19 protein-coding genes and 2 tRNA genes are annotated in these 22,477 nt (G+C 44.4%); 18 read left to right on the plus strand and 3 right to left on the minus strand.

Annotation, left to right across the window (positions count from 1 at the left end; translation table 11 throughout):
- Window positions 1–63 precede the first annotated feature (63 nt).
- Both dacB and OCV44_RS03160 read right to left on the minus strand, forming a co-directional pair.
- Window positions 64–1,497, minus strand: coding sequence for a serine-type D-Ala-D-Ala carboxypeptidase (gene dacB / locus OCV44_RS03155; RefSeq protein WP_139684564.1), 1,434 nt, complete (start codon window positions 1,495–1,497; stop codon window positions 64–66).
- Window positions 1,498–1,609: 112 nt separating this feature from the next.
- A complete protein-coding gene (locus tag OCV44_RS03160; RefSeq protein ID WP_139684565.1) occupies window positions 1,610–2,656 on the minus strand; it encodes a porin in 1,047 nt (348 codons plus the stop codon).
- 515 nt (window positions 2,657–3,171) lie between these two features.
- On the opposite strand from OCV44_RS03160, the gene greA reads away from it, so the two are divergent.
- Entirely contained in the window at window positions 3,172–3,645 is a 474-nt protein-coding gene (gene greA / locus OCV44_RS03165; RefSeq protein ID WP_009847549.1) for a transcription elongation factor GreA, read from the plus strand.
- Window positions 3,646–3,769: 124 nt separating this feature from the next.
- Here greA and yhbY read toward each other — a convergent pair whose 3' ends face one another.
- Window positions 3,770–4,066: a ribosome assembly RNA-binding protein YhbY gene (yhbY, locus tag OCV44_RS03170; RefSeq protein ID WP_004734509.1), complete on the minus strand. Its 297-nt coding sequence runs from the start codon at window positions 4,064–4,066 to the stop codon at window positions 3,770–3,772.
- 114 nt (window positions 4,067–4,180) lie between these two features.
- Here yhbY and rlmE point away from each other — a divergent pair, with 114 nt between their 5' ends.
- The 17 genes from rlmE to OCV44_RS03255 all read left to right on the plus strand — a co-directional run bounded on the left by rlmE (window position 4,181) and on the right by OCV44_RS03255 (window position 22,461).
- Entirely contained in the window at window positions 4,181–4,810 is a 630-nt protein-coding gene (gene rlmE / locus OCV44_RS03175; protein ID WP_009847548.1) for a 23S rRNA (uridine(2552)-2'-O)-methyltransferase RlmE, read from the plus strand.
- A gap of 107 nt (window positions 4,811–4,917) precedes the next feature.
- Window positions 4,918–6,888, plus strand: coding sequence for an ATP-dependent zinc metalloprotease FtsH (gene ftsH / locus OCV44_RS03180; RefSeq protein WP_139684566.1), 1,971 nt, complete (start codon window positions 4,918–4,920; stop codon window positions 6,886–6,888).
- Window positions 6,889–6,976: 88 nt separating this feature from the next.
- Complete coding sequence (gene folP, locus OCV44_RS03185) at window positions 6,977–7,807, plus strand: dihydropteroate synthase (RefSeq protein ID WP_139684567.1); 831 nt, start codon at window positions 6,977–6,979, stop codon at window positions 7,805–7,807.
- A 21-nt stretch (window positions 7,808–7,828) separates the two neighbouring features.
- A complete protein-coding gene (glmM, locus tag OCV44_RS03190; protein WP_139684568.1) occupies window positions 7,829–9,169 on the plus strand; it encodes a phosphoglucosamine mutase in 1,341 nt (446 codons plus the stop codon).
- 278 nt (window positions 9,170–9,447) lie between these two features.
- Entirely contained in the window at window positions 9,448–9,780 is a 333-nt protein-coding gene (gene secG / locus OCV44_RS03195; RefSeq protein ID WP_009847546.1) for a preprotein translocase subunit SecG, read from the plus strand.
- Window positions 9,781–9,796: 16 nt separating this feature from the next.
- Window positions 9,797–9,881 (plus strand) — tRNA-Leu (locus tag OCV44_RS03200).
- Window positions 9,882–9,934: 53 nt separating this feature from the next.
- A tRNA-Met gene (locus tag OCV44_RS03205) sits at window positions 9,935–10,011 on the plus strand.
- Window positions 10,012–10,248: 237 nt separating this feature from the next.
- The gene (rimP, locus tag OCV44_RS03210) at window positions 10,249–10,704 is read left to right on the plus strand and encodes a ribosome maturation factor RimP (protein WP_004734501.1); all 456 of its coding nucleotides are present in this window, start codon (window positions 10,249–10,251) and stop codon (window positions 10,702–10,704) included.
- 35 nt (window positions 10,705–10,739) lie between these two features.
- Window positions 10,740–12,227, plus strand: a complete 1,488-nt coding sequence (gene nusA, locus OCV44_RS03215) for a transcription termination factor NusA (RefSeq protein WP_009847542.1) — start codon at window positions 10,740–10,742, stop codon at window positions 12,225–12,227.
- Between the two features lie 22 nt (window positions 12,228–12,249).
- Window positions 12,250–14,940: a translation initiation factor IF-2 gene (infB, locus tag OCV44_RS03220; RefSeq protein ID WP_139684569.1), complete on the plus strand. Its 2,691-nt coding sequence runs from the start codon at window positions 12,250–12,252 to the stop codon at window positions 14,938–14,940.
- A 135-nt stretch (window positions 14,941–15,075) separates the two neighbouring features.
- On the plus strand, window positions 15,076–15,489 hold the full coding sequence (rbfA, locus tag OCV44_RS03225; RefSeq protein ID WP_004734495.1) for a 30S ribosome-binding factor RbfA: 414 nt from the start codon (window positions 15,076–15,078) through the stop codon (window positions 15,487–15,489).
- Window positions 15,489–16,442, plus strand: a complete 954-nt coding sequence (truB, locus tag OCV44_RS03230; RefSeq protein WP_017059233.1) for a tRNA pseudouridine(55) synthase TruB — start codon at window positions 15,489–15,491, stop codon at window positions 16,440–16,442. Before rbfA ends, truB begins: the two co-directional genes overlap by 1 nt.
- Before the next feature lie 218 nt (window positions 16,443–16,660).
- The gene (rpsO, locus tag OCV44_RS03235) at window positions 16,661–16,930 is read left to right on the plus strand and encodes a 30S ribosomal protein S15 (protein WP_004734493.1); all 270 of its coding nucleotides are present in this window, start codon (window positions 16,661–16,663) and stop codon (window positions 16,928–16,930) included.
- 360 nt (window positions 16,931–17,290) lie between these two features.
- Entirely contained in the window at window positions 17,291–19,411 is a 2,121-nt protein-coding gene (gene pnp / locus OCV44_RS03240; RefSeq protein ID WP_139684570.1) for a polyribonucleotide nucleotidyltransferase, read from the plus strand.
- A 124-nt stretch (window positions 19,412–19,535) separates the two neighbouring features.
- The gene (gene nlpI / locus OCV44_RS03245) at window positions 19,536–20,459 is read left to right on the plus strand and encodes a lipoprotein NlpI (RefSeq protein WP_139684571.1); all 924 of its coding nucleotides are present in this window, start codon (window positions 19,536–19,538) and stop codon (window positions 20,457–20,459) included.
- Between the two features lie 167 nt (window positions 20,460–20,626).
- Window positions 20,627–21,034, plus strand: a complete 408-nt coding sequence (locus OCV44_RS03250) for a MarR family winged helix-turn-helix transcriptional regulator (RefSeq protein WP_041472897.1) — start codon at window positions 20,627–20,629, stop codon at window positions 21,032–21,034.
- 89 nt (window positions 21,035–21,123) lie between these two features.
- On the plus strand, window positions 21,124–22,461 hold the full coding sequence (locus tag OCV44_RS03255; protein ID WP_139684572.1) for an MATE family efflux transporter: 1,338 nt from the start codon (window positions 21,124–21,126) through the stop codon (window positions 22,459–22,461).
- Window positions 22,462–22,477: the final 16 nt, after the last annotated feature.

Here is a 22,477-nt window from a genome sequence, read left to right on the forward strand (position 1 = left end):
TGAAGATTCAAGATCTTCAGCGCCATTTTTATTGCTTAAGTAGAAGCTTAAACAGAGTAGACATCACTTAGGTTTGCTCTGTGTTTGACTGAACTCGACCACATCTGTGTAGAAAGCGCGTTCAAATTGGGTGATTGGTGCTTCCACTGGTTTTTCTGGATCTGGCTTTTCAGGAAAGTAATCACGGACAAACTGAACGAAAATAGAGGTTGGTTCTCCCGCTTTATCTAAACCAAAACCTGCCATGTTGTAGCTCCCATACAAAGAACCACTTTTGGCAATAATGTTGCCTTGGATTGGTGCCTTTCGCATGCTTTGACGATATTTGAGCGTGCCATCAGTGCCTGATGTTGGCATTGCCTCAATCAGGTTGAGCTGTTGGTCATTATCCCAGATGTAACGCAGAACCTGAGCCATGGTTTGCGAGGTCATGCGGTTATTTCTGGATAGCCCTGAGCCATCGACCAACTGTGCTTTGCTTAGGTCAATGTCGGCTTTGGTCAGCAGTATCTGCTTTATCGCTTCAGTGCCGTTATTGAAGGTGCCCGGTTGAACATAAAATGTCGCACCCAGCGTTTTAGTTAGATTGTCAGCGATCAGGTTATCGGATTTTTTGAGCATGATATCGAGCAGTTCGGGAAGTTTCTTTGAGTTGTGACTAGCGACTAACGTGCTCTTGCCTGATTTATCTTTTTTACCAAGGATCACATTGCCTTTTACTTCGATTCTCAGTTCTTTAAGAATCTCACTAACGACTTGATAAGTGTAAAGTTCTGGACTTTGAATCGCGAACTTGAGTGGTAACGGTTTTTTACGTTCAATCAAGCAACCAGAGAGCTTGTAAGTGTTATCTGGGGTAGTAATAAGCTCTAGGTCGCATTGCGTTGCCTTTTGGCCTGAGCGAGTTACCGTGGCTGCTGAGGTTGTCACGTCTATTGGGTAATGAGCTGGGATATATACGCGTGTTGTACCGTTATCTTTTGTATAAATAGAGGCTTGTGCGCAGTTACTGTCTAAGGTCATTGCACTAGAGGGAGCGCTGTAACAAACGCCTAAAATGTCCCAAGGCCAACCAACCGCTCGTTGATAGCCAGTAAAAGCTGAGTTATCGAGGTATAAGTTGCCTTTGATAGTTTTAGATTGCGACTTAGCATATTGATCTAAAAGGTTTTTTAGATGATCTCTTTGTAGTGTAGGGTCACCACTGAATGAGATCACGACATCTTTATTAGAACGCGCAATGCTGGTCGTGTAGTTAAAATTATCTCCTAACTCCAATTTGGCAGCCAAAGCGGTGACTAGCTTTAGTGTACTGGCGGGAGGGTAAAAACCATCGCTATTGGAATTCAACTCACTCGAATCATCACTCAATGACTTCAGTATCAAGCTTGTGCTACTGCCATCGGGCAGTTTGTCTAGAGGGAGGTATTCGAAAGCACTAATTGAATAGCTATACAGTGACAAACCACATAGGAGTAAGCTGGATAGAAGGCGCATAGAAGGTTTTCTTGGATGGCTGATGCTTTCAGTATACAGATATAAAAAACGCCCGCTATAGAGCGGGCGTTTTGATTCTCAATTAACTAATTAATCAATTAGATAATCAGAATTAGAAGTCGTAACGTAGACCTAGAGCTAGCTCGTCTTCAGCTTGTGCTGAAGTTGCAGCAAGGTTGCCGCCAGCAGTACCGAACTGGTCACCCGCTGAGATTAGGTTGAAGTTGTACGATACGTAGCCACGGAAGTTAGGCTTGAAGTAGTACGTTGCATCAACAGCGATATTGTCAGCAGACGTTTCACCGTTAGTTTCAGCGTTGTTGTATGTAGATGAGAATACTGTTTGACCTAGAGTGTAAGCCGCTGCTACTTCGTAACCAGTGTAATCACCGTCGTTCTTAGCAACTTGACCATCTGTAAATACACCAGCGAAGTATAGGTCGCCCATAGTGTAAGAACCAGAAAGCATGTACTCGTCTTGAGCAGCATTACCAGAGTATTGGCTTGCGTAACCAGCACCTAGTTTAACGCCAGTTTCACCGATTGCGTAGATACCAGATAGAGAGTAACCATCAGCGCTGTTGTCGCTGTAAGAAGCAACAGCATCGCCTTCGCCTGCTGGAGTACCGTCAGCTTTTAGTTCTGTACGGTCAGCAAAACGGTAGCTTGCTTTAACGCTTAGGTCTTGGAATTGACCTTTGTAAGAAAGCATGTTGTCAGCACGGTCAGCAGCATTGATTTTCATTGCTGCAGAGTTACCGTGGTAAGCCATGATATCGGTAAAGTCAGTGATTACGCCTAGAGCGCCGTCGTTTTTACCGTAAGTTACTTCACCGAATGTACCGCCAAGTCCAGCGTAAGCGTAACGGTTAGTTAGGCTGTCGCTGTTTTTGTCAGTACCTGCGCCATTTTCTGCAGTTGTGAATTCGCCTTCGTAGAAACCAACGCCGTATAGGCCGTCTTGGATTTCAACTTGACCTAGAAAGTTAAGACGGATTCGAGAATTGTCTTGAGCGTTACCATCTTTCATAGAAAGACGAGCTTCCGCACGGCCACCCATTTCTAGAGAAGTACCGTCTTGGTTGTATAGTTCTGAAGCGTTAGCACCAGTAGCAAGAGCTGCAGCAGATACAGCAAGCGCGATCATAGTCTTGTTCATGTTATTAATTCCTAATTACTGTCCATAAAGGTATTTATCAAGGATTTGAATCCTTTTTGTGTATTGCTCGTATTAATCAAGCTTCATAATCATGCTTAGAACAAAAGCGTGAAACTTGCCAGAACAATCCGTGGGGTACTTTTTAACCCTAAAGTTCCACCATCAGGTAGTAAAATGATATCAATAAAAATTATGCACACTGTTTTATTGAGTTTAACCATATTTAAATTATTGATTTTATGTGATTTTTATAAAAGTGTGATCTGTGTTTATTTGGTTTATTTTTGTTTTTTTTAGATATTTTATCACTAACTTATTGATGGTGAGGTTATTATTCATTTTTGTGATGTCTGTAATTTAGACCTAGATAAAGCTTTTATAACGCAAAGTGGAATAAAGGTGATTTAGCCATAAAGTTTGTTTACACTAAGCCAAATCGTTTTGTTTCTATCACCCAATAAGTATGTTGGGTGGATTTATGTTGGCCAAAGAAAGCTTTGGCATAGAGGTAAAAAATGGAAAAGGTTCCAATGACAGTACGTGGCGCTCAGCAGCTACGTGACGAATTAGATCGCCTACTTAAGCTACGTCCTATTATTTCAGCAGCTATTGGTGAAGCTCGTGAACTCGGTGACTTGAAAGAGAATGCTGAATACCACGCTGCTCGTGAAGAGCAGGGTATCTGTGAAGCTCAAATTCGAGATATCGAATACAAGCTATCACTGGCTCAGATCATCGATGTAACGCAGATGGATAACACAGGCAAGATTATCTTTGGCACGACAGTGACTTTGATTGACGTAGATACGGATGAAGAATTCCGCTACCAAATCGTTTCTGAAGATGAAGCCGATATCAAAACGGGTCGCATTTCTGTGAAATCCCCAATTGCACGTGGTCTTATCGGTAAGATGGAAGGCGATGAAGTACTGATCTCTACCCCTGGTGGTGATAAAGACTTCGAAATCGACAAAGTAGAATACATCTAATTGAATTTTCTTTGTTTTTGATAAGTAAAAAGGTCGCTAATGCGACCTTTTTCGTTTCTCACGCTACACTAAAAGTTAAGCGCAGTGGCTTTCTTTTAATGAAGTTAGCTTATATTAAGCTCGCTTACTTGCGTGGAATCTCGATTTTACGTGCTTCTGACTGACGGAACAGTACTAGAACTTTACCGATAGTCTGTACTTTCTCAGCTTTAGATTCACGTACAATTGCATCGATAATCAGTTGCTTAGTCTCACGGTCTTCTGATGCAACTTTAATCTTGATCAGTTCGTGGTGGTCTAGAGCTAATTCGATTTCCGCTAGAACAGCTTCAGTAAGTCCATTTGCGCCCATTAGCACAACAGGTTTTAAACTGTGAGCTAGGCCCTTTAGATGCTGCTTTTGTTTGGTACTTAGGTTCATTACGCGGCCAATTTTATTTAGTATTAGGGTTGAAAAAACCTATTTTAACGCCATCTAAAGCTGAAGACTATAATTTATTCAGCAATTAGTACTTTCCTCCAATTTAGGTATCCAATGAGCAAACAGAAACACTCGGCCAGTTCGGGCCGTTGGTTGAAGGAACACTTCGACGACAAGTACGCAAATGAAGCCAGAAAAAAAGGCTATCGTTCGCGTGCTTATTTCAAAATGGAAGAGATTCAAACGAAAGATAAATTGCTGACTCCAGGGATGACCATTGTGGATTTGGGTGCAGCGCCTGGCGGTTGGTCTCAATATGCTGCTAAGATTATCGGAGACAACGGTCAAATCATTGCGTGTGACTTATTACCAATGGATCCGATTGCCGGAGTGAGTTTTTTACAAGGCGATTTTCGAGAAGAAGCTGTGCTAGATGCCTTGTTGGAACGTATACAACCAAATATGGTTGATGTCGTGATGTCTGATATGGCACCTAATATAGCAGGCAACAATTCTGTGGATCAGCCAAGAGCTATGTATTTAGTTGAATTAGCTTTGGATATGTGTCGACAAGTTCTAGCTACCAATGGTAGTTTTGTTGTAAAAGTATTCCAAGGCGAAGGGTTTGACCAATATGTTAAGGACGTCCGTGAGATGTTTAAAACAGTCAAAGTTAGAAAACCCGACTCTTCTCGAGCTCGCTCTCGTGAAGTGTTTATCGTAGCAACTGGTTACAAAGGTTAACGATTCTCTTCCAAGAGTGAGAGTTAACAACATGGCTACAGGTTACAAACTGTAGTACCCTACCTTTAATTACAATTAGTTATCGAGAGGCTTACACCTTGAGTGACATGGCAAAAAATTTAATTCTGTGGCTTGTTATCGCGGTAGTGTTGATGTCGGTATTCCAGAGCTTCGGCCCTGGGGAAAGTAACGGCAGAGCAGTAGATTACACCACGTTTGTACAGGAAGTTGGCCAAGGCCAGATTCAAGACGCACAGTTCAATAACAGCGAAATCACTTTCACACGTCGTGGTGGTGGCTCTAAGTATGTAACTTACATGCCTGTTTATGATCAAAAGCTACTTGATGACTTAATTAATCAAAACGTAAAAGTTCAGGGTACACCACCTGAAGAGCAGAGCCTGCTTGGCACTATCTTCATCTCATGGTTCCCAATGATCTTACTGATTGGTGTATGGATTTTCTTCATGCGTCAAATGCAAGGCGGCGGCGGCGGTAAAGGCGCGATGTCTTTTGGTAAGAGCAAAGCTCGAATGATGAGCGAAGAACAAATCAAAACGATGTTTGCTGATGTTGCTGGTTGTGACGAAGCAAAAGAAGACGTGAAAGAGCTTGTGGATTACCTTCGTGACCCAAGCCGCTTCCAAAAGCTAGGTGGTAAAATCCCGACGGGTATCCTGTTGGTCGGTCCTCCTGGTACTGGTAAGACGTTGCTTGCAAAAGCGATTGCCGGTGAAGCGAAAGTACCGTTCTTTACTATCTCTGGTTCTGACTTCGTTGAAATGTTTGTTGGTGTTGGTGCATCTCGTGTGCGTGACATGTTCGAACAAGCGAAGAAAGCAGCACCTTGTATCATCTTTATCGATGAAATCGATGCTGTAGGTCGTCAACGTGGCGCTGGTGTTGGTGGTGGTCACGATGAACGTGAGCAAACACTTAACCAAATGCTGGTTGAGATGGATGGTTTTGAAGGCAACGAAGGTATTATTGTTATCGCTGCGACTAACCGTCCAGATGTACTAGACCCTGCATTACTTCGTCCTGGTCGTTTTGACCGTCAAGTTGTGGTTGGTCTACCTGATGTACGTGGTCGTGAACAGATTCTTAAAGTACACATGCGTAAAGTGCCACTATCAGGTGATGTTGAACCATCTCTGATTGCTCGTGGTACTCCAGGTTTCTCTGGTGCAGATCTTGCGAACCTTGTGAACGAGGCGGCGCTATTTGCAGCTCGTGGTAACAAGCGCAATGTATCTATGGTTGAGTTTGAACTTGCGAAAGATAAAATCATGATGGGTGCAGAGCGCCGTTCAATGGTGATGTCTGAGGAAGTGAAAGAGTCAACGGCTTACCACGAAGCAGGTCACGCAATTGTTGGTCGTTTGGTACCTGAACACGATCCAGTGTACAAAGTATCAATCATCCCACGTGGTCGTGCGCTTGGTGTAACTATGTACTTACCTGAGCAAGATCGCGTAAGCATGTCTCGCCAACATCTAGAATCAATGATCTCTAGCTTGTACGGTGGTCGTCTTGCTGAAGAACTTATCTACGGTAAAGATAAGGTTTCGACTGGTGCGTCAAACGATATCGAGCGTGCAACTGATATTGCTCGTAAGATGGTAACGCAGTGGGGCTTCTCTGAGAAACTGGGTCCTCTTCTTTATGCTGAAGAAGAAGGCGAAGTTTTCCTAGGTCGCGGCATGAGCCAAGCGAAACATGTTTCTGACGATACAACTCGACTTATCGATGAAGAAATTCGTATCCTTATCGACCGTAACTATGCTCGAGCTAAGCAAATCCTAGAAGACAATATGGATTTGATGCACTCGATGAAAGATGCGCTTATGAAGTACGAAACGATCGATGCGGGTCAAATTGATGACCTCATGGAACGTAAGACTGACATTCGTGAGCCTGCTGGTTGGGGTGACCAGGCGAAAGCAGAACCTGCAAAGGAAGAAGCTAAGCCTGAAGCTAAATCAGAAGAGCAAGCCGAAGCCGAGCCAAAAGCTGAAGAGTCACAAGTTGAAGACGTTAAGTCTGAATCAGATGATGCTCAAAACAAAGATTCTTAATCACTAAGCTTTAAATTAAAACCCTGAGTACGCTCAGGGTTTTTCTGTTTATAGCCCAAGATGTTTTTACCTTTAAGACCTGCCTTTCATGATATTAAAAGCACACAATAAAACGCTCGTTTTAGACCGCCCTCATGTGATGGGTATCCTCAATGTTACGCCTGACTCTTTCTCTGATGGCGGGAAATTCAACTCTCTAGATAATGCGTTGTTGCAAGCTGAAAGAATGATTCAGGCTGGCGTTAGCATCATTGATATTGGTGGTGAATCGACTCGTCCGGGAGCTCCAGACGTTTCCTTAGAGGAAGAATTGGCTCGAGTTATCCCTGCTATTAAAGCAATTCGCACCAAGTTTGATGTTTGGATCTCTATCGATACCAGCAAAGCAGAAGTGATGCGCCAAGCTGTTGAAGCAGGAGCTGATTTGATCAATGATGTCCGCGCACTGCAAGAGCCCGGGGCTCTAGAAGTGGCCGCAGAGGCTAATGTACCTATTTGCTTGATGCACATGAAAGGTCAGCCAAGAACCATGCAAGCCAATCCAAGTTACGATGATGTTCTAACGGATGTTGAAGCCTTTTTACAAGAAAGGGTCGAAGCTTGTGAGACTGTCGGTATCTCAAAAGAGCAGCTGATACTTGATCCTGGTTTTGGTTTTGGTAAAACCATCGAACACAATTACCATTTATTAGCGCACCTTGAAAAGTTTCATACGCTTGGTTTGCCTGTCTTAGCGGGGATGTCGAGAAAGTCGATGATCTTTAAGCTACTAGACAAAGCCCCAGCTGACTGCATGGTCGCTAGCGTTACTTGCGCAACTATCGCAGCAATTAAAGGCGCACAAATTATTCGCGTTCACGATGTTGAAGATACATTGGAAGCGATGAAGATAATCGAAGTGATGAATAACAATCACTAATCATAATTAAGGAAAATCAATATGTCTGATAAAAGACGTTACTTCGGCACCGATGGTGTACGTGGCAAAGTTGGCCAGTACCCAATCACACCTGATTTTGTTTTGAAGCTTGGCTGGGCTGCCGGTCGTGTTCTTGCAAAGCAGGGCACAAAGAAAGTGATCATTGGTAAAGATACTCGTATCTCTGGCTACATGCTTGAGTCTGCACTAGAAGCGGGACTTGCTGCTGCTGGTCTTCAGGCTACGTTTACTGGCCCAATGCCAACACCTGCCGTTGCTTACTTAACACAAACTTTCCGTGCTGAAGCGGGAATTGTTATATCTGCATCGCACAATCCCTTCTATGACAACGGCATCAAGTTCTTCTCTTCTGAAGGTACGAAGTTGTCGGATGACATTGAACTCGCCATCGAAGCTGAGCTAGACAAAGATATCGAGTGCGTGGAATCTTCCGAATTAGGTAAAGCGGTACGCCTAAATGATGCTGCAGGCCGTTATATTGAATTTTGTAAAAGTACATTCCCACACAAAATGACGCTAGCTGGTATGAAAATTGTGGTTGATTGCGCACATGGTGCGACTTACCACATTGCGCCGGCTGTATTTAAAGAGCTGGGTGCTGAGGTTATTGCGATTGGTGTGGAGCCAAATGGCACTAACATCAACCACGAAGTCGGTGCGACTGATGTACGCGCTCTGCAAGCTAAAGTGCTTGAAGAAAAAGCGGCGTTGGGCCTTGGCTTTGATGGTGATGGTGATCGTATTATCATGGTTGACGAGCTAGGCAACAAAGTTGATGGTGACCAAATTGCTTACATTATTGCGCGCGATGCACTGCGTCGTGGTGAGTTGAAAGGTGGCGTTGTTGGTACACTAATGACTAACCTTGGGATGGAAAACGGCCTTAAGCAGTTAGGTATTCCGTTTGTACGTGCTGCTGTCGGCGACCGTTACGTTATGGAACAGCTTCTGGCTAAAGGTTGGAAGATCGGTGCTGAGAACTCGGGTCACGTTATCCTATTAGATAAAGTGACGACCGGTGATGCTATCGTTGCTGCTCTGCAAGTATTGGCCTCAGTTGTCGATAGTGAAATGACACTGAATGAGCTTTCTCAAGGTATGACGTTATACCCTCAAGTTCTAGAAAATGTTCGTTTCAGTGGTGATTCAAACCCACTAGAAGCAGAGGCCGTGAAAGCGGCTGTTATTGAAGTCGAGACGGAACTCGGTGAGAAAGGTCGTGTGCTATTACGCAAATCGGGTACTGAGCCACTACTGCGCGTAATGGTCGAAGGTGAAGATGCTGAACTTGTTCAGAGTTCTGCACTGAAAATTGCTGATGCAGTAAAAGCGAATTGCTAATAAAACATTTGTCGTAACAGGCAAAGTCGGTCTCACTTGTGGGGGCCGGGTTTTAGTTATGTGATGATTAAAAAGGGACGCAAATGAGTTTTGCGTCCCTTTTGCCCTTTTTTTGACCACTTGCTTGGTAAAGGCTTATTTTTTAGTAAATTCCTCTTGTCAGTCATCGTCGCATTCGCTAGTATTGCTCGGCCTTCAGTTAGGAGGTCGCTAGCCTTGTTCTTAAAAATAGTTTTTTGAACGGCGCTGGCTCAACAATTAGGAACATAGGTGGAAAAATGTTTACAGTTCTACTTGTGATTTACCTGTTGGCAGCGCTTGGTGTAATTGGCCTAGTGTTGATTCAACAAGGTAAAGGCGCAGATATGGGAGCCTCTTTCGGTGCTGGCGCTTCAAACACTGTGTTTGGTGCTGGTGGCTCAGGAAATTTCCTTACCCGAATGACTGCAATTTTTGCAACTACATTTTTTATCCTTAGCTTAGTGCTTGGTAATATGTCTACACATAAAACTGAGTCACAGTGGATTGACCCGACCCAAGGTCAGGTGATTCAACAAGCTGAAGATGCAGTGAGTGAAGTTCCGGCGCAAGGCGACGAAATTCCACAATAATCTGTAAAGATTTGATGCCGAGATGGTGAAATTGGTAGACACGCTAGCATGAGGTGCTAGTGCCTTAGGGTGTGAGGGTTCGAGTCCCTCTCTCGGCACCATGTTTACAAACTTGTAAAACATCTTGTTGGGCGTATAATGCTCACAAGTCGGACGCGGGATGGAGCAGTTTGGTAGCTCGTCGGGCTCATAACCCGAAGGTCGTCGGTTCAAATCCGGCTCCCGCAACCAATTTCAATGCTATTATATAGCTTGTATTGGTAGCAAGTTTGCACAGTGTGAACCTCACTGTGAGTTAAGTGTGATATCAAATATGATGACACTTAACATATAAGGGTCCAGCAACAAAAACCCCGGCTTATACGGGGTTTTTTGTTATCTAAGCATTTATAAATGCATTTAGATGATAATGTTTGCTTGGAATTTAAATTGGGCTTTGAGCCCTTTTTTTGTTTCTGGAGTGGTTAAATGACTGGTTTAGAAAGACAACTTACTGAAATGCTTGACGCTCCAGTAGCAGCATCAGGTTATGAGTTAGTTGGATTAGAATTTATTCGTGCTGGTGAGCACTCAACGCTACGCATTTACATCGATTCACCAAATGGTATCAATGTAGATGATTGCTCTGAAGTTAGCCACCAAGTAAGTGCCGTAATGGACGTTGAAGATCCAATTTCAGTGGCTTATAACCTTGAAGTGTCTTCACCAGGTTTAGAGAGACCACTGTTCAAAGCTGAGCATTACCAACAATTTATTGGTCACGAGGTAAGCATCGTTTTGAAAATGGCTGTTGGCAACCGTCGTAAATGGAAAGGTGATATCCAATCTATCGAAGGCGAGACAGTGAAAGTATTGGTTGAAGGACAAGAAGAAGAATTCGTCCTGAGCAATATTGCGAAAGCTAACCTGATCCCTAAATTTTAGTTCTCCTAGAGAGAAGAGCTTAAGAGGCTAGATTAATGAACAAAGAAATTTTGGCGGTAGTAGAAGCTGTTTCTAATGAGAAAGCAGTTCCTCGTGAGCGTATTTTTGAAGCGCTTGAAATCGCGCTTGCAACGGCAACAAAAAAGAAAAGCGAACTAGAAATCGAAGTTCGTGTTGAGATTGACCGTAAAACGGGTAATTTCGAAACTTTCCGCCGTTGGGAAGCTGTTGAGGAAGTTGAATTCCCAACAAAAGAAATCTCTATTGAAGCTGCAAAGTACGATGATCCAGAGATCGAACTTGGCGGTTTCATCGAAGATGATATCGAATCAGTAACGTTTGACCGTATTACGACTCAAACAGCTAAGCAAGTTATCGTACAGAAAGTACGTGAAGCTGAACGCGCTCAAATCGTTGAACAGTTTATTGATAACGAAGGCGAGCTAGTTACTGGCGCAGTTAAGAAAGTTAACCGTGACACAGTGATTCTAGATCTAGGTAACAACGCTGAAGCGGTAATCCTTCGTGATGACCAACTTCCTCGTGAAAACTTCCGTCCAGGTGACCGTGTTCGTGGTCTTCTATACGCAGTTAAGCCAGAAGCTCGCGGCTTCCAGCTGTTTGTTACTCGTTCTAAGCCAGAAATGCTAGCTGAACTATTCCGTGTTGAAGTGCCTGAGATTGGTGAAGAGCTAATTGAACTTAAAGGTGCTGCACGTGACGCTGGTTCTCGTGCTAAAATCGCCGTTAAAACAAACGACAAACGTATTGACCCTGTTGGTGCGTGTGTTGGTATGCGTGGCGCACGTGTACAAGCTGTATCTAACGACCTTGGCGGTGAGCGTATCGATATCGTGCTTTGGGATGATAACCCGGCGCAATTCGTTATCAATGCAATGGCTCCTGCTGATGTTGCTTCTATCATCGTTGATGAAGATACGCACTCAATGGACATCGCGGTTGAAGCTGACAACCTAGCGCAAGCTATCGGTCGTAGCGGTCAAAACGTACGTCTAGCGTCTCAACTTACTGGTTGGGAACTGAACGTAATGACTGTTGCTGATCTAGAGAAGAAGCACCAAGAAGAAGCTGTTGCTTCTATTGAAAACTTCATGAAGCACCTAGATATCGAAGAAGACTTTGCTCAAATGCTTGTTGAAGAAGGCTTCTCTACGCTTGAAGAAGTAGCCTACGTTCCTGTGAACGAGCTTCTTGAAGTCGATGGTCTAGATGAAGGTATCGTTGAAGAATTGCGTAACCGCGCGAAAGACGCACTGACAACTCTAGCGCTAGCGAAAGAAGAAACTTTCGATGGTGTTGAGCCAGCTGAAGACCTACTTGCACTTGAAGGTCTTGAGCGTGAAATGGCTTACAAGCTAGCAGCAAAAGGCGTTGCGACATTGGAAGACCTAGCTGACCAAGGCGTTGATGAACTAGAAGGCATCGAAGACCTAACTGCAGAGCGTGCAGGCGAGCTAATTATGGCTGCGCGTAACATCTGTTGGTTCGGCGACGAAGAATAATTCAGCAAGGAGAGAGAGCGGTATGACACAATTAACAGTTAAAGCACTGAGTGAAGAGATTGGTACGCCAGTTGACCGCTTAATTGAACAACTTGCTGATGCAGGCATGAAGAAAGCAGGGTCGGACCAAGTGACTGATTCAGAGAAGCAAACATTGCTAACGCACCTTAAAAAGGAGCACGGCGATACTTCTGGTGAAACAGAACCGACTCGTTTAACTCTTCAACGCAAGACCCGCAGCACGCTAAGTGTTGCCGCTGGAGGCGGTAAGAGTAAGGATGTTCAAGTTGAGGTACGTAAAAAGCGTACTTACGTGAAGCGCAGCACTATTGAAGATGAAGCGAAACGTGAAGCTGAGGAAGTAGCTAATCGTGAAGCGGAAGAGAAAGCACAACGCGATGCTGAAGAGCAAGCGAAACGTGATGCTGCAGAGAAAGCACAGCGCGAAGCCGAAGCAAAAGTAACACGTGAAGCGGATGCAAAACGTGATGCTGAAGAGAAGGCTCAACGCGCACAAGCTGAAAAGGCTAAAAAAGACATGAATTCAAAAAATGCAGACGCTAACGCACAAGCGAAAAAAGAAGCGGATGAACTTAAAGCTCGTCAAGAGCAAGAAGCAACTCGTAAAGCCGAAGCTGAAGCAGCTAAGCTTGTTGAAGAAGCTCGTAAGTTAGCAGAAGAGAACCAAGAACGTTGGTCTGAAGAAGAGAAGAAGAAGAAAGAGCAAGAGAAATCTGCGGATTACCATGTGACTACTTCTACTTACGCTCGTGAAGCTGAAGATGCGGCAGACAAAAAAGACGAGAAAGCACCTCGTCGTCGCAAGAAGAAACCAGCTCCAGCTGCTCAACCTGGCAATAACCGTGGTGGTCGTAACCAACGTGGTCGTGGCGGTAAAGGTAAGCTTGCTAAACCAACTTCAATGCAGCAAGGCTTCGATAAGTCAGCGACTGTTGCAAAATCTGACGTTGCTATCGGCGAAACGATCGTTGTTTCTGAACTGGCTAGCAAAATGTCAGTTAAAGCAACTGAAGTTATCAAAGTAATGATGAAGATGGGCGCTATGGCGACTATCAACCAAGTGATCGACCAAGAAACAGCACAACTTGTTGCTGAAGAAATGGGTCACAAGGTAATCCTACGTAAAGAAAACGAACTTGAAGAAGCAGTACTAGCTGACCGTGATAGCGATGCTATCGCTGAAGGTCGTGCTCCTGTTGTTACTATCATGGGTCACGTTGACCACGGTAAAACTTCAACACTTGACTACATTCGTAAAGCACACGTTGCTTCTGGCGAAGCTGGCGGTATCACGCAGCACATTGGTGCTTACCACGTAGATACTGACAACGGCATGATCACTTTCCTTGATACTCCTGGACACGCGGCCTTTACTGCTATGCGTGCTCGTGGTGCTCAAGCGACAGATATCGTTGTACTAGTAGTTGCAGCAGATGATGGCGTAATGCCACAAACAATCGAAGCAATCCAGCACGCGAAAGCGGCAGGCGTTCCTCTGATTGTTGCTGTGAACAAGATCGATAAAGAGGGTGCAAACCCAGACAACGTTAAGAATGAGCTAGCTCAATACGACGTTATCCCTGAAGAATGGGGCGGTGAGAACATCTTCGTTCACATCTCTGCAAAACAGGGTACAAACATCGATGGTCTTCTAGAGTCTATCCTTCTTCAGTCTGAAGTTCTTGAGCTTACAGCGGTTAAAGAAGGCATGGCATCTGGTGTTGTTGTTGAATCTCGTCTTGATAAAGGTCGCGGTCCAGTTGCAACAGTACTAGTACAGTCTGGTACTCTAAACAAAGGCGATATCGTTCTTTGTGGTCAAGAGTACGGCCGTGTTCGTGCAATGCGCGATGAAAACGGTAAAGACATCGAAACTGCAGGTCCATCTATCCCTGTAGAAATTCTAGGTCTTTCTGGCGTTCCTGCTTCAGGTGATGAAGCGACTGTTGTACGTGATGAGCGTAAAGCGCGTGAAGTTGCAAACTACCGTCAAGGTAAATTCCGTGATGTTAAACTAGCTCGCCAACAAAAAGCGAAACTAGAAAACATGTTCGCGAACATGACGGCAGGCGAAGTTGCTGAACTTAACGTTGTACTTAAAGCTGACGTTCAAGGTTCTGTAGAAGCGATTGCTGACTCTCTACTGAAACTGTCAACTGACGAAGTTAAAGTGAACATCGTAGGTTCTGGTGTTGGTGGTATTACTGAAACTGACGCAACGCTTGCTGCAGCTTCTAACGCTATCATTCTTGGTTTCAACGTTCGTGCTGACGCAACTGCGCGTAATACAGTTCAGAACGAAAACCTAGATCTACGTTACTACTCAATCATCTACCAACTGATTGACGAAGTTAAACAGGCAATGGGCGGTATGCTTGCTCCTGAATTCCGTCAAGAAATCATTGGTCTTGCACAAGTTCGTGACGTATTTAAGTCGCCTAAACTTGGTGCAATCGCTGGTTGTATTGTTACTGAAGGTACGATTAAGCGTAGCAACCCAATCCGTGTACTTCGTGAAAACGTTGTTATCTACGAAGGTGAACTAGAGTCACTTCGTCGCTTTAAAGATGACGTTCAAGAAGTTAAGAATGGTTACGAGTGTGGTGTTGGCGTTAAGAACTACAACGACGTTCGCGTTGGTGACCAGATCGAAGTATTCGAAATCGTTGAGGTTAAACGTACTCTAGACTAATCAGTCTGTACGACTCGACATATTGACTAAGGTTACTAACATTACTAATAAAGGTAATAAGGTAATCGGTTGTTGAATACACCATGGGGGGCTGGTAATTACCAAGCCCCCCATCTTTCTAAGTGAGAAAAGAAAATGTCAAAAGAATTTAGCCGCACACAACGTGTGTCTCAGCAGCTTCAAAAGGAGCTTGCGCTTATCTTACAACGTGAAGTTCGTGACTCACGTATCGGTATGGTAACGATCTCAGACGTAGAAGTGTCTCGTGACCTTGCTTACGCAAAAGTGTTCGTTACTTTCCTATGTATCGGTGAGCAAACACCTGAATCATGTCTTGCTGCTCTTAAAGAGCATGAAGTGCCAGTTCGTATGGCTCTTGGTAAGCGTATTCGTCACCGCCTAACGCCTGAAGTACGTTTTACTTACGACAACACACTAGTAGAAGGCATGCGTATGTCTAACCTAGTAAGTGAAGTTTTAAACGACGATAAGCGCAAGCAAGAAGAGTCTGGCCGTACTGACGAAACTCAGTCTAAGGACGAAGAGTAATGGCTCGCCGTCGTAAAGGTCGCCCTATCAACGGGGTAATTCTGTTAGATAAGCCAACGGGCATTTCGTCTAATGATGCACTGCAAAAAGTAAAACGTATTTACTTTGCAGAGAAGGCAGGGCACACCGGTGCTCTGGATCCTCTTGCGACTGGCATGCTGCCAATTTGTCTTGGTGAAGCAACGAAGTTCTCTCAGTTTCTTCTAGATTCTGATAAGCGCTACGTAGTAATTGCTAAGCTTGGTGAGCGTACCAATACCTCTGACTCTGATGGCGAAGTGGTAGAGACACGTGATGTTAACGTGACTCAAGAGCAACTTGAACGCTGCATTGCAAGCTTCAAAGGTGAAACCGACCAGATTCCATCAATGTTTTCAGCATTGAAGTATCAAGGTAAGCCTTTGTATGAATACGCACGTGCAGGTATCGAGGTGCCTCGTGAATCTCGTAAGATCACTGTTTACTCTATTGAACTGCTTCGCTTTGAAGGTGATGAAGTTGAGATGGAAGTGCACTGTTCTAAAGGTACTTACATCCGCACAATTACTGACGATCTTGGTGAAATGCTAGGTTGTGGTGCTCACGTGACCATGCTTCGTCGTACAGGTGTAGCAAAGTATCCGTACGAGCGTATGGTGACTTTGGAGCAGTTGAACGAGATCCTAGAGCAAGCACAGGCGCAAGAAATTGCACCCAAAGAGCTGCTTGACCCACTGTTGATGCCAATGGACACAGCCGTTGAAGACTTACCAGAAGTTAACTTGAACGCGGAACTGACTGACCTAGTTCAGCACGGTATGCCCGTTCAGGTTGCTGGTGCGCCAACTGAAGGCACGGTTCGCATGACAAGTGGTGAAGAGAAGCTGTTTGTTGGTGTTGCTCAGATTGCTGAAGATGGCCGAGTTGCACCGAAGCGTTTGGTTGTTTTCAGAGATGAAGAGCCTCAAGCGTAGCGCTGAAACCTAGTTAGGTATTAGCGCTTAGCCTGGAAAAGCGAATCAATAATATAGAAAGCGAGCCCTTAATTTTAATGGTTCGCTTTTTTCGTTTTTCATTGGTTCGATTGTTATTGCACCAGCTGACAAACTTCCCTATAATCCCCAGCTCGCGTAGCGGCTGAATCAGAGATTGGCTGCTACAAATATAAACTTACTCTTATCAGGAGAGATTTATGTCTCTGAATGCAGAAACTAAAGCAGCAATCGTTGCAGAATACGCACAATCTGAAGGCGACACAGGTTCACCAGAAGTACAAGTAGCACTACTTACTGCTTCTATCAACCACCTACAAGGTCACTTCAAAGCGCACAAACACGATCACCACAGCCGTCGTGGTCTATTACGTATGGTTTCTAGCCGTCGTAAGCTTCTTGATTACTTGAAAGGCAAAAACCTTACTCGTTACCAAGACCTAATCAAGCGTCTAGGCCTACGTCGCTAATAGCGATGTCTGCAAAGACAGTTTGAAGAAAAGGAGCATTTATGCTCCTTTTTTTGTGCCTGTTATATTTTTAATGTCAAAAATGTAGGTTCTCTGTGCGGTTAACCTGATTTTTAATCGTGAAAATGTCTCTTGCCAAAAAAATAGTTTATACTCTCGCACGCGAATAATTGTTTGATTATTTCGCACCCTAATTAGCTCAACAATAACAGTCACAGATGTCGGCCAATAGGTCGCGACTATTAAAAGCAGATGTTTAGTCTGATTGAACTTCTCGTCTTTTTTTACTAGTCGCGATTAGTTATTGCTGAGCATTCATTCACTTATTCTGAAAAGAGATTTTCAGATGAAGGATATACAATGTTTGAAAAACCAGTTGTAAAGTCATTCCAGTACGGTAACCACACCGTTACTCTAGAAACGGGCGTAATGGCACGTCAAGCTACTGCTGCTGTAATGGCGACTATGGACGATACATCAGTATTCGTTTCTGTTGTTGCTAAAAAAGAAGCTGTTGCGGGTCAAGATTTCTTCCCTCTAACAGTTAACTACCAAGAGCGTACATACGCTGCGGGTAAAATCCCTGGTGGTTTCTTCAAGCGTGAAGGTCGTCCATCTGAAGGCGAAACACTAACAGCTCGTCTGATTGACCGTCCAATTCGTCCACTTTTCCCAAGTGCGTTTAAAAACGAAGTTCAAGTTATCGCTACGGTTGTTTCTATCAACCCTGACGTAAACCCAGACATGATCACTATGATCGCAACGTCTGCTGCACTTGCTATCTCTGGTGCTCCATTCAATGGTCCTATCGGTGCTGCACGTGTTGGTCACATCGACGGCGAACTTGTTCTTAACCCATCAAATACTGAGCTTGAAAACTCTAAACTAGACCTAGTTGTGTCTGGTACAGAAGGCGCAGTACTTATGGTTGAATCTGAAGCAGATAACCTATCTGAAGAAGAAATGCTTTCAGCTGTTGTTTACGGTCACGACCAACAACAAGTTGTAATCAAAGCAATCAACGAGTTTGCTGCTGAAGTTGCAACTCCATCTTGGAACTGGGAAGCGCCAGCAGTTAACACTGAGCTTAAAGCTAAAGTTGCTGAGCAAGCTGAAACACGTCTATCTGACGCGTACCAGATCACTGAGAAAATGGCTCGTTACGAGCAAGTTGGCGCAATCAAGAACGACACTGTTGAAGCTCTAATTGCACAAGACGAAAACCTAGATGAGCGCGAAATCCGCGGCATGCTTGGTTCTCTAGAGAAAAACGTAGTACGTAGCCGCATCATTGCTGGCAACCCACGTATTGATGGCCGTGAAAAAGACATGGTTCGTGCGTTAGACGTACGTACTGGTGTTCTTCCACGTACACACGGTTCTTCTCTATTCACTCGTGGTGAAACTCAAGCACTTGTTACTGCAACGCTTGGTACACAACGTGATGCACAAATCATCGATAGCCTAATGGGTGAGAAGAAAGACAACTTCCTTCTACACTACAACTTCCCTCCATACTGTGTAGGTGAGACTGGTTTCGTTGGTTCTCCTAAGCGTCGTGAAATTGGTCACGGTAAGCTTGCTAAACGTGGTATCCAAGCAGTAATGCCTTCTGTTGACGAATTCCCATACACAGTTCGTGTTGTATCGGAAATCACAGAATCTAACGGTTCTTCTTCAATGGCTTCTGTATGTGGTACATCTCTAGCACTTATGGATGCTGGTGTTCCAATCAAAGCTTCTGTTGCGGGTATCGCAATGGGTCTTGTTAAAGAAGGCGACGATTTCGTTGTTCTTTCTGACATCCTTGGCGACGAAGATCACCTAGGTGATATGGACTTTAAAGTAGCAGGTACTAACGCTGGTATCACTGCACTTCAAATGGACATCAAGATCGAAGGTATCACTAAAGAGATCATGCAAATTGCTCTTAACCAAGCGCAAGGTGCACGTAAGCACATCCTTTCTGTAATGGATGAAGCTATCTCTGGTGCTCGTGAAGATATCTCTGAATTCGCTCCACGTATCCACACAATGAAAATCAGCTCTGATAAGATCAAAGATGTTATCGGTAAAGGCGGCGCAGTTATCCGTGCTCTTTGTGAAGAAACAGGAACTACAATCGAAATCGAAGACGATGGCACAATCAAGATTGCTGCTACTGAAGGCGCAGCTGCTCAAGAAGCTATCCGTCGTATCGAAGAGATCACTGCTGAAGTTGAAGTTGGCCGCATTTACCAAGGTAAAGTTGCTCGTCTAGCTGACTTCGGTGCATTCGTTACTATCCTTCCAGGTAAAGATGGTCTAGTACACATCTCTCAAATCGCTGACAAGCGTGTTGAGAAAGTGTCTGACTACCTAACTGAAGGTCAAGAAGTACCAGTTAAGGTTCTTGAAATTGACCGTCAAGGCCGTGTACGTCTAAGCATGAAAGAAGCAGTTGAAACGCCAGTTGAAGGCGAAGCACCTGCGGCTGAGTAATTCTTAGCCTATTAATGGGACTATCGCTTTTTAGTGATTTCTAACCCATTGGTAAAAAAGCATGTTATAAAGGGGAGCATATCGCTCCCCTTTTTTATTGCGGTCATAACAGGAGTAATTATTTGTGAAATGGTTTCAAACCGCGAGTATGTGTTTGCTGCTTGTACTAACAGGTTGTGCGACAACATCAGATAACACCTCCCGTTGGGTTTATCCCCCAATGGCAGTACCACTGCAACCAAGCGTTCAGCAAGAAGTACAAATTGCACGTCTTAGTCAATTATTACAGCGCCCAGATTTGAATGATGAAGTTCGAGCTAAAATGCTGTTTGAGCGTGGTAACTACTACGACAGTGTTGGCCTACGTGATCTCGCGCGTCTCGACTTCAACCAATCTCTTTCATTGAACCCTGCTCAACCTGATATCTTCAATCTTTTGGGGGTTTACTTTACGCAGGTAGGGGAGTTTGATGCCGCTTATGAATCTTTTGATTCTACGTTAGAGCTTGATCCTGCAAACACTTACGCAGAAAGAAATCGCTCTATAGCTCTCTACTACGGCGAGCGTTACGACTTAGCCAATGAAGAGATGATGAAGCATTATACCGATGATCCAAGTGATCCATTCCGTGCGCTTTGGTTGTATATCATTCAGCACGAACTCACGCCAGAGCAAGCCAAGCTTGATTTGCAAAAACGTTACGAGAGCCGTGATGAGCAGTGGGGTTGGGTATTAGTCGCGATTATGCTTGATGACATTACTGAAGAGCAGGCTTTTAAGGCGATCTTGACCGGTACTCGTGACAACACGTTACTTGCGCAGCGTCTAACTGAGACATATTTCTACCTTGCTAAGCGTTACCACATGAATGGGGACTACGCGAATGCGATCTCTCTGTACAAGTTGTCAGTGTCTTTCAATGTGTATGAATATGTAGAGCATCGTTACTCTTTCTTAGAGCTAAGCCGTATATTTACTACTCTTAAAGCCGAGCACTTAGCAAAAGTTAAGTTGGCTGAGGCCGAACAAAAAGCCAACACAAAGTAAACGATATATTTTGATTCCGAAGAACCGCTGCCTGTCAGCGGTTTTTTTATGCTTCTTTTTTATAAACAGGTGGTGGGGGGGGGGGGCTCGTTTTTGATTGCTTTTTATTTAAACAACACTAAAATAGTTAGCCTTGCTAACTAAATGCAATTCTTGATAAGGTGAGTATGCTGAACCAGAATTTAGAAAAGATTGAGCGCTTCGCCTCTAAGATATGGCGAACTCAGGTAAATGAAGACCCTATTTGCCAATTGAGCTTCAATGAGTATGACTATTTGAAGGTCATTCAATCTTCTCCTGAACCGATCCGATTGACTGATCTTGCGATTGAGATGCAGGTGACAAAGCCTTCAGCAACCACTATGGTTCAGAGACTAGAGAGAAAGGGGCTTGTTGAGCGTAAAGTTTCGCTCGAAGATGCGAGGTCTAAGTTGGTCGTATTGACCAGCAAAGCTGAAGTCGGCTTAGAAGAAGAAAGTAAGATCTATCAGGTCATGGCACAGATATTGGAAAGTCGTTTGTCTGAGCAAGAGTCTCAGCAGCTAAACCTGTTATTAAATAAAGCTTTGAAGTAAATAATTTAGATATTTAGTTAGCCTTGTTAACTAATTTTTCGAGTCATATCTTGTTGATATGCGACTCACAGATGAAAGTAGAGTAAGAAATGAGTAACTCAATTAGTCGTCAGTTTTGGCGATACACAATTCCTACCGTAGCGGCTATGTTGGTTAATGGCCTGTACCAAGTGGTGGATGGCATCTTCATTGGCCGCTATGTTGGGGCTGATGGACTTGCAGGCATCAATGTTGCGTGGCCTGTGATTGGTTCGATTCTCGGTATTGGTATGTTGGTGGGCGTGGGTACAGGTGCGCTTGTCTCTATTCGTCAAGGTGAAAAAGATACTCAAGGCGCTAAACAGATCTTAGCAACGGGCTTAACCTTGTTGCTAGCGATAACGCCTATTGTCTCTGCATTGCTGTTTTTGTTTGCTGATAACTTCTTGCTTTGGCAGGGCGCGGAAGGGCGAGTATATGAACTTGGCCTGCAGTACTTACATATTCTGATTGGTGCCAGTGTCTTCACGCTAGGTTCGATCGCAATGCCGTTTTTGCTGCGTAACGATGACAGCCCGAACTTAGCCACCATACTGATGATTGTCGGTGCAGTGATTAACATCGTACTCGATTACATGTTTATCGCTCTGTATGGGTGGGAGTTGATGGGCGCAGCATTGGCAACCGCGATTGCTCAGTTTGTGGTAACGGCTCTCGGCTTGGCTTACTTCTTCTCATGTCGAGCGAACTTACGCTTGCGTTGGAATGAATTGAGACTGAAGCTGGATGTGATTCCACAGATTTTCGCGATTGGTACATCAAGTTTCTTTATGTACGCTTACGGTTCGATGATGGTGGCGCTGCACAATGCGTTGTTCTCTCAATATGGCGATCAGTTGATGATCGGTGCTTACGCGATTTTGGGCTATATAGTGACGGTCTATTATCTCACGGCTGAAGGTATCGCCAACGGCATGCAACCATTGGTGAGCTACAATCATGGTGCGCGTAATCAAGCGAACATCCGTAAGTTACTCAAGATTGCGATGATGAGTTCAGTATTGATTGGTGTGGCGTTTGTGTTGTTGCTGAACGCGTTCCCACGTGAGTTTGTGTCAGTGTTTAACTCAGATGAACCCCAGCTAGTTGAGTACACTGTGTTGGGTATCCGACTTCACATGTTTGCACTGGCGCTGGATGGCTTCTTGGTGGTAGCGGGTGCTTACTATCAGGCGGTGAATAAAGGCAGCAAGGCGATGTTTGTAACGATAGGTAATATGCTTATCCAACTACCTTTCTTGTACATTATGCCTAAGTTGTATGGTGTGCCGGGGATCTGGATTGCGTACCCACTGTCTAACATCGCGCTAAGTGTGGTGGTGATGGTAATGCTCTACAAAGACCTAAAGAAGCTCGATGCTGCACCGATGGAAACCGCGACGATATAGGTCGTTTTTCTTAAGT

Source organism: Vibrio tasmaniensis (assembly GCF_024347635.1).
In the GTDB taxonomy this organism is placed as follows: Bacteria; Pseudomonadota; Gammaproteobacteria; order Enterobacterales; family Vibrionaceae; genus Vibrio; species Vibrio tasmaniensis.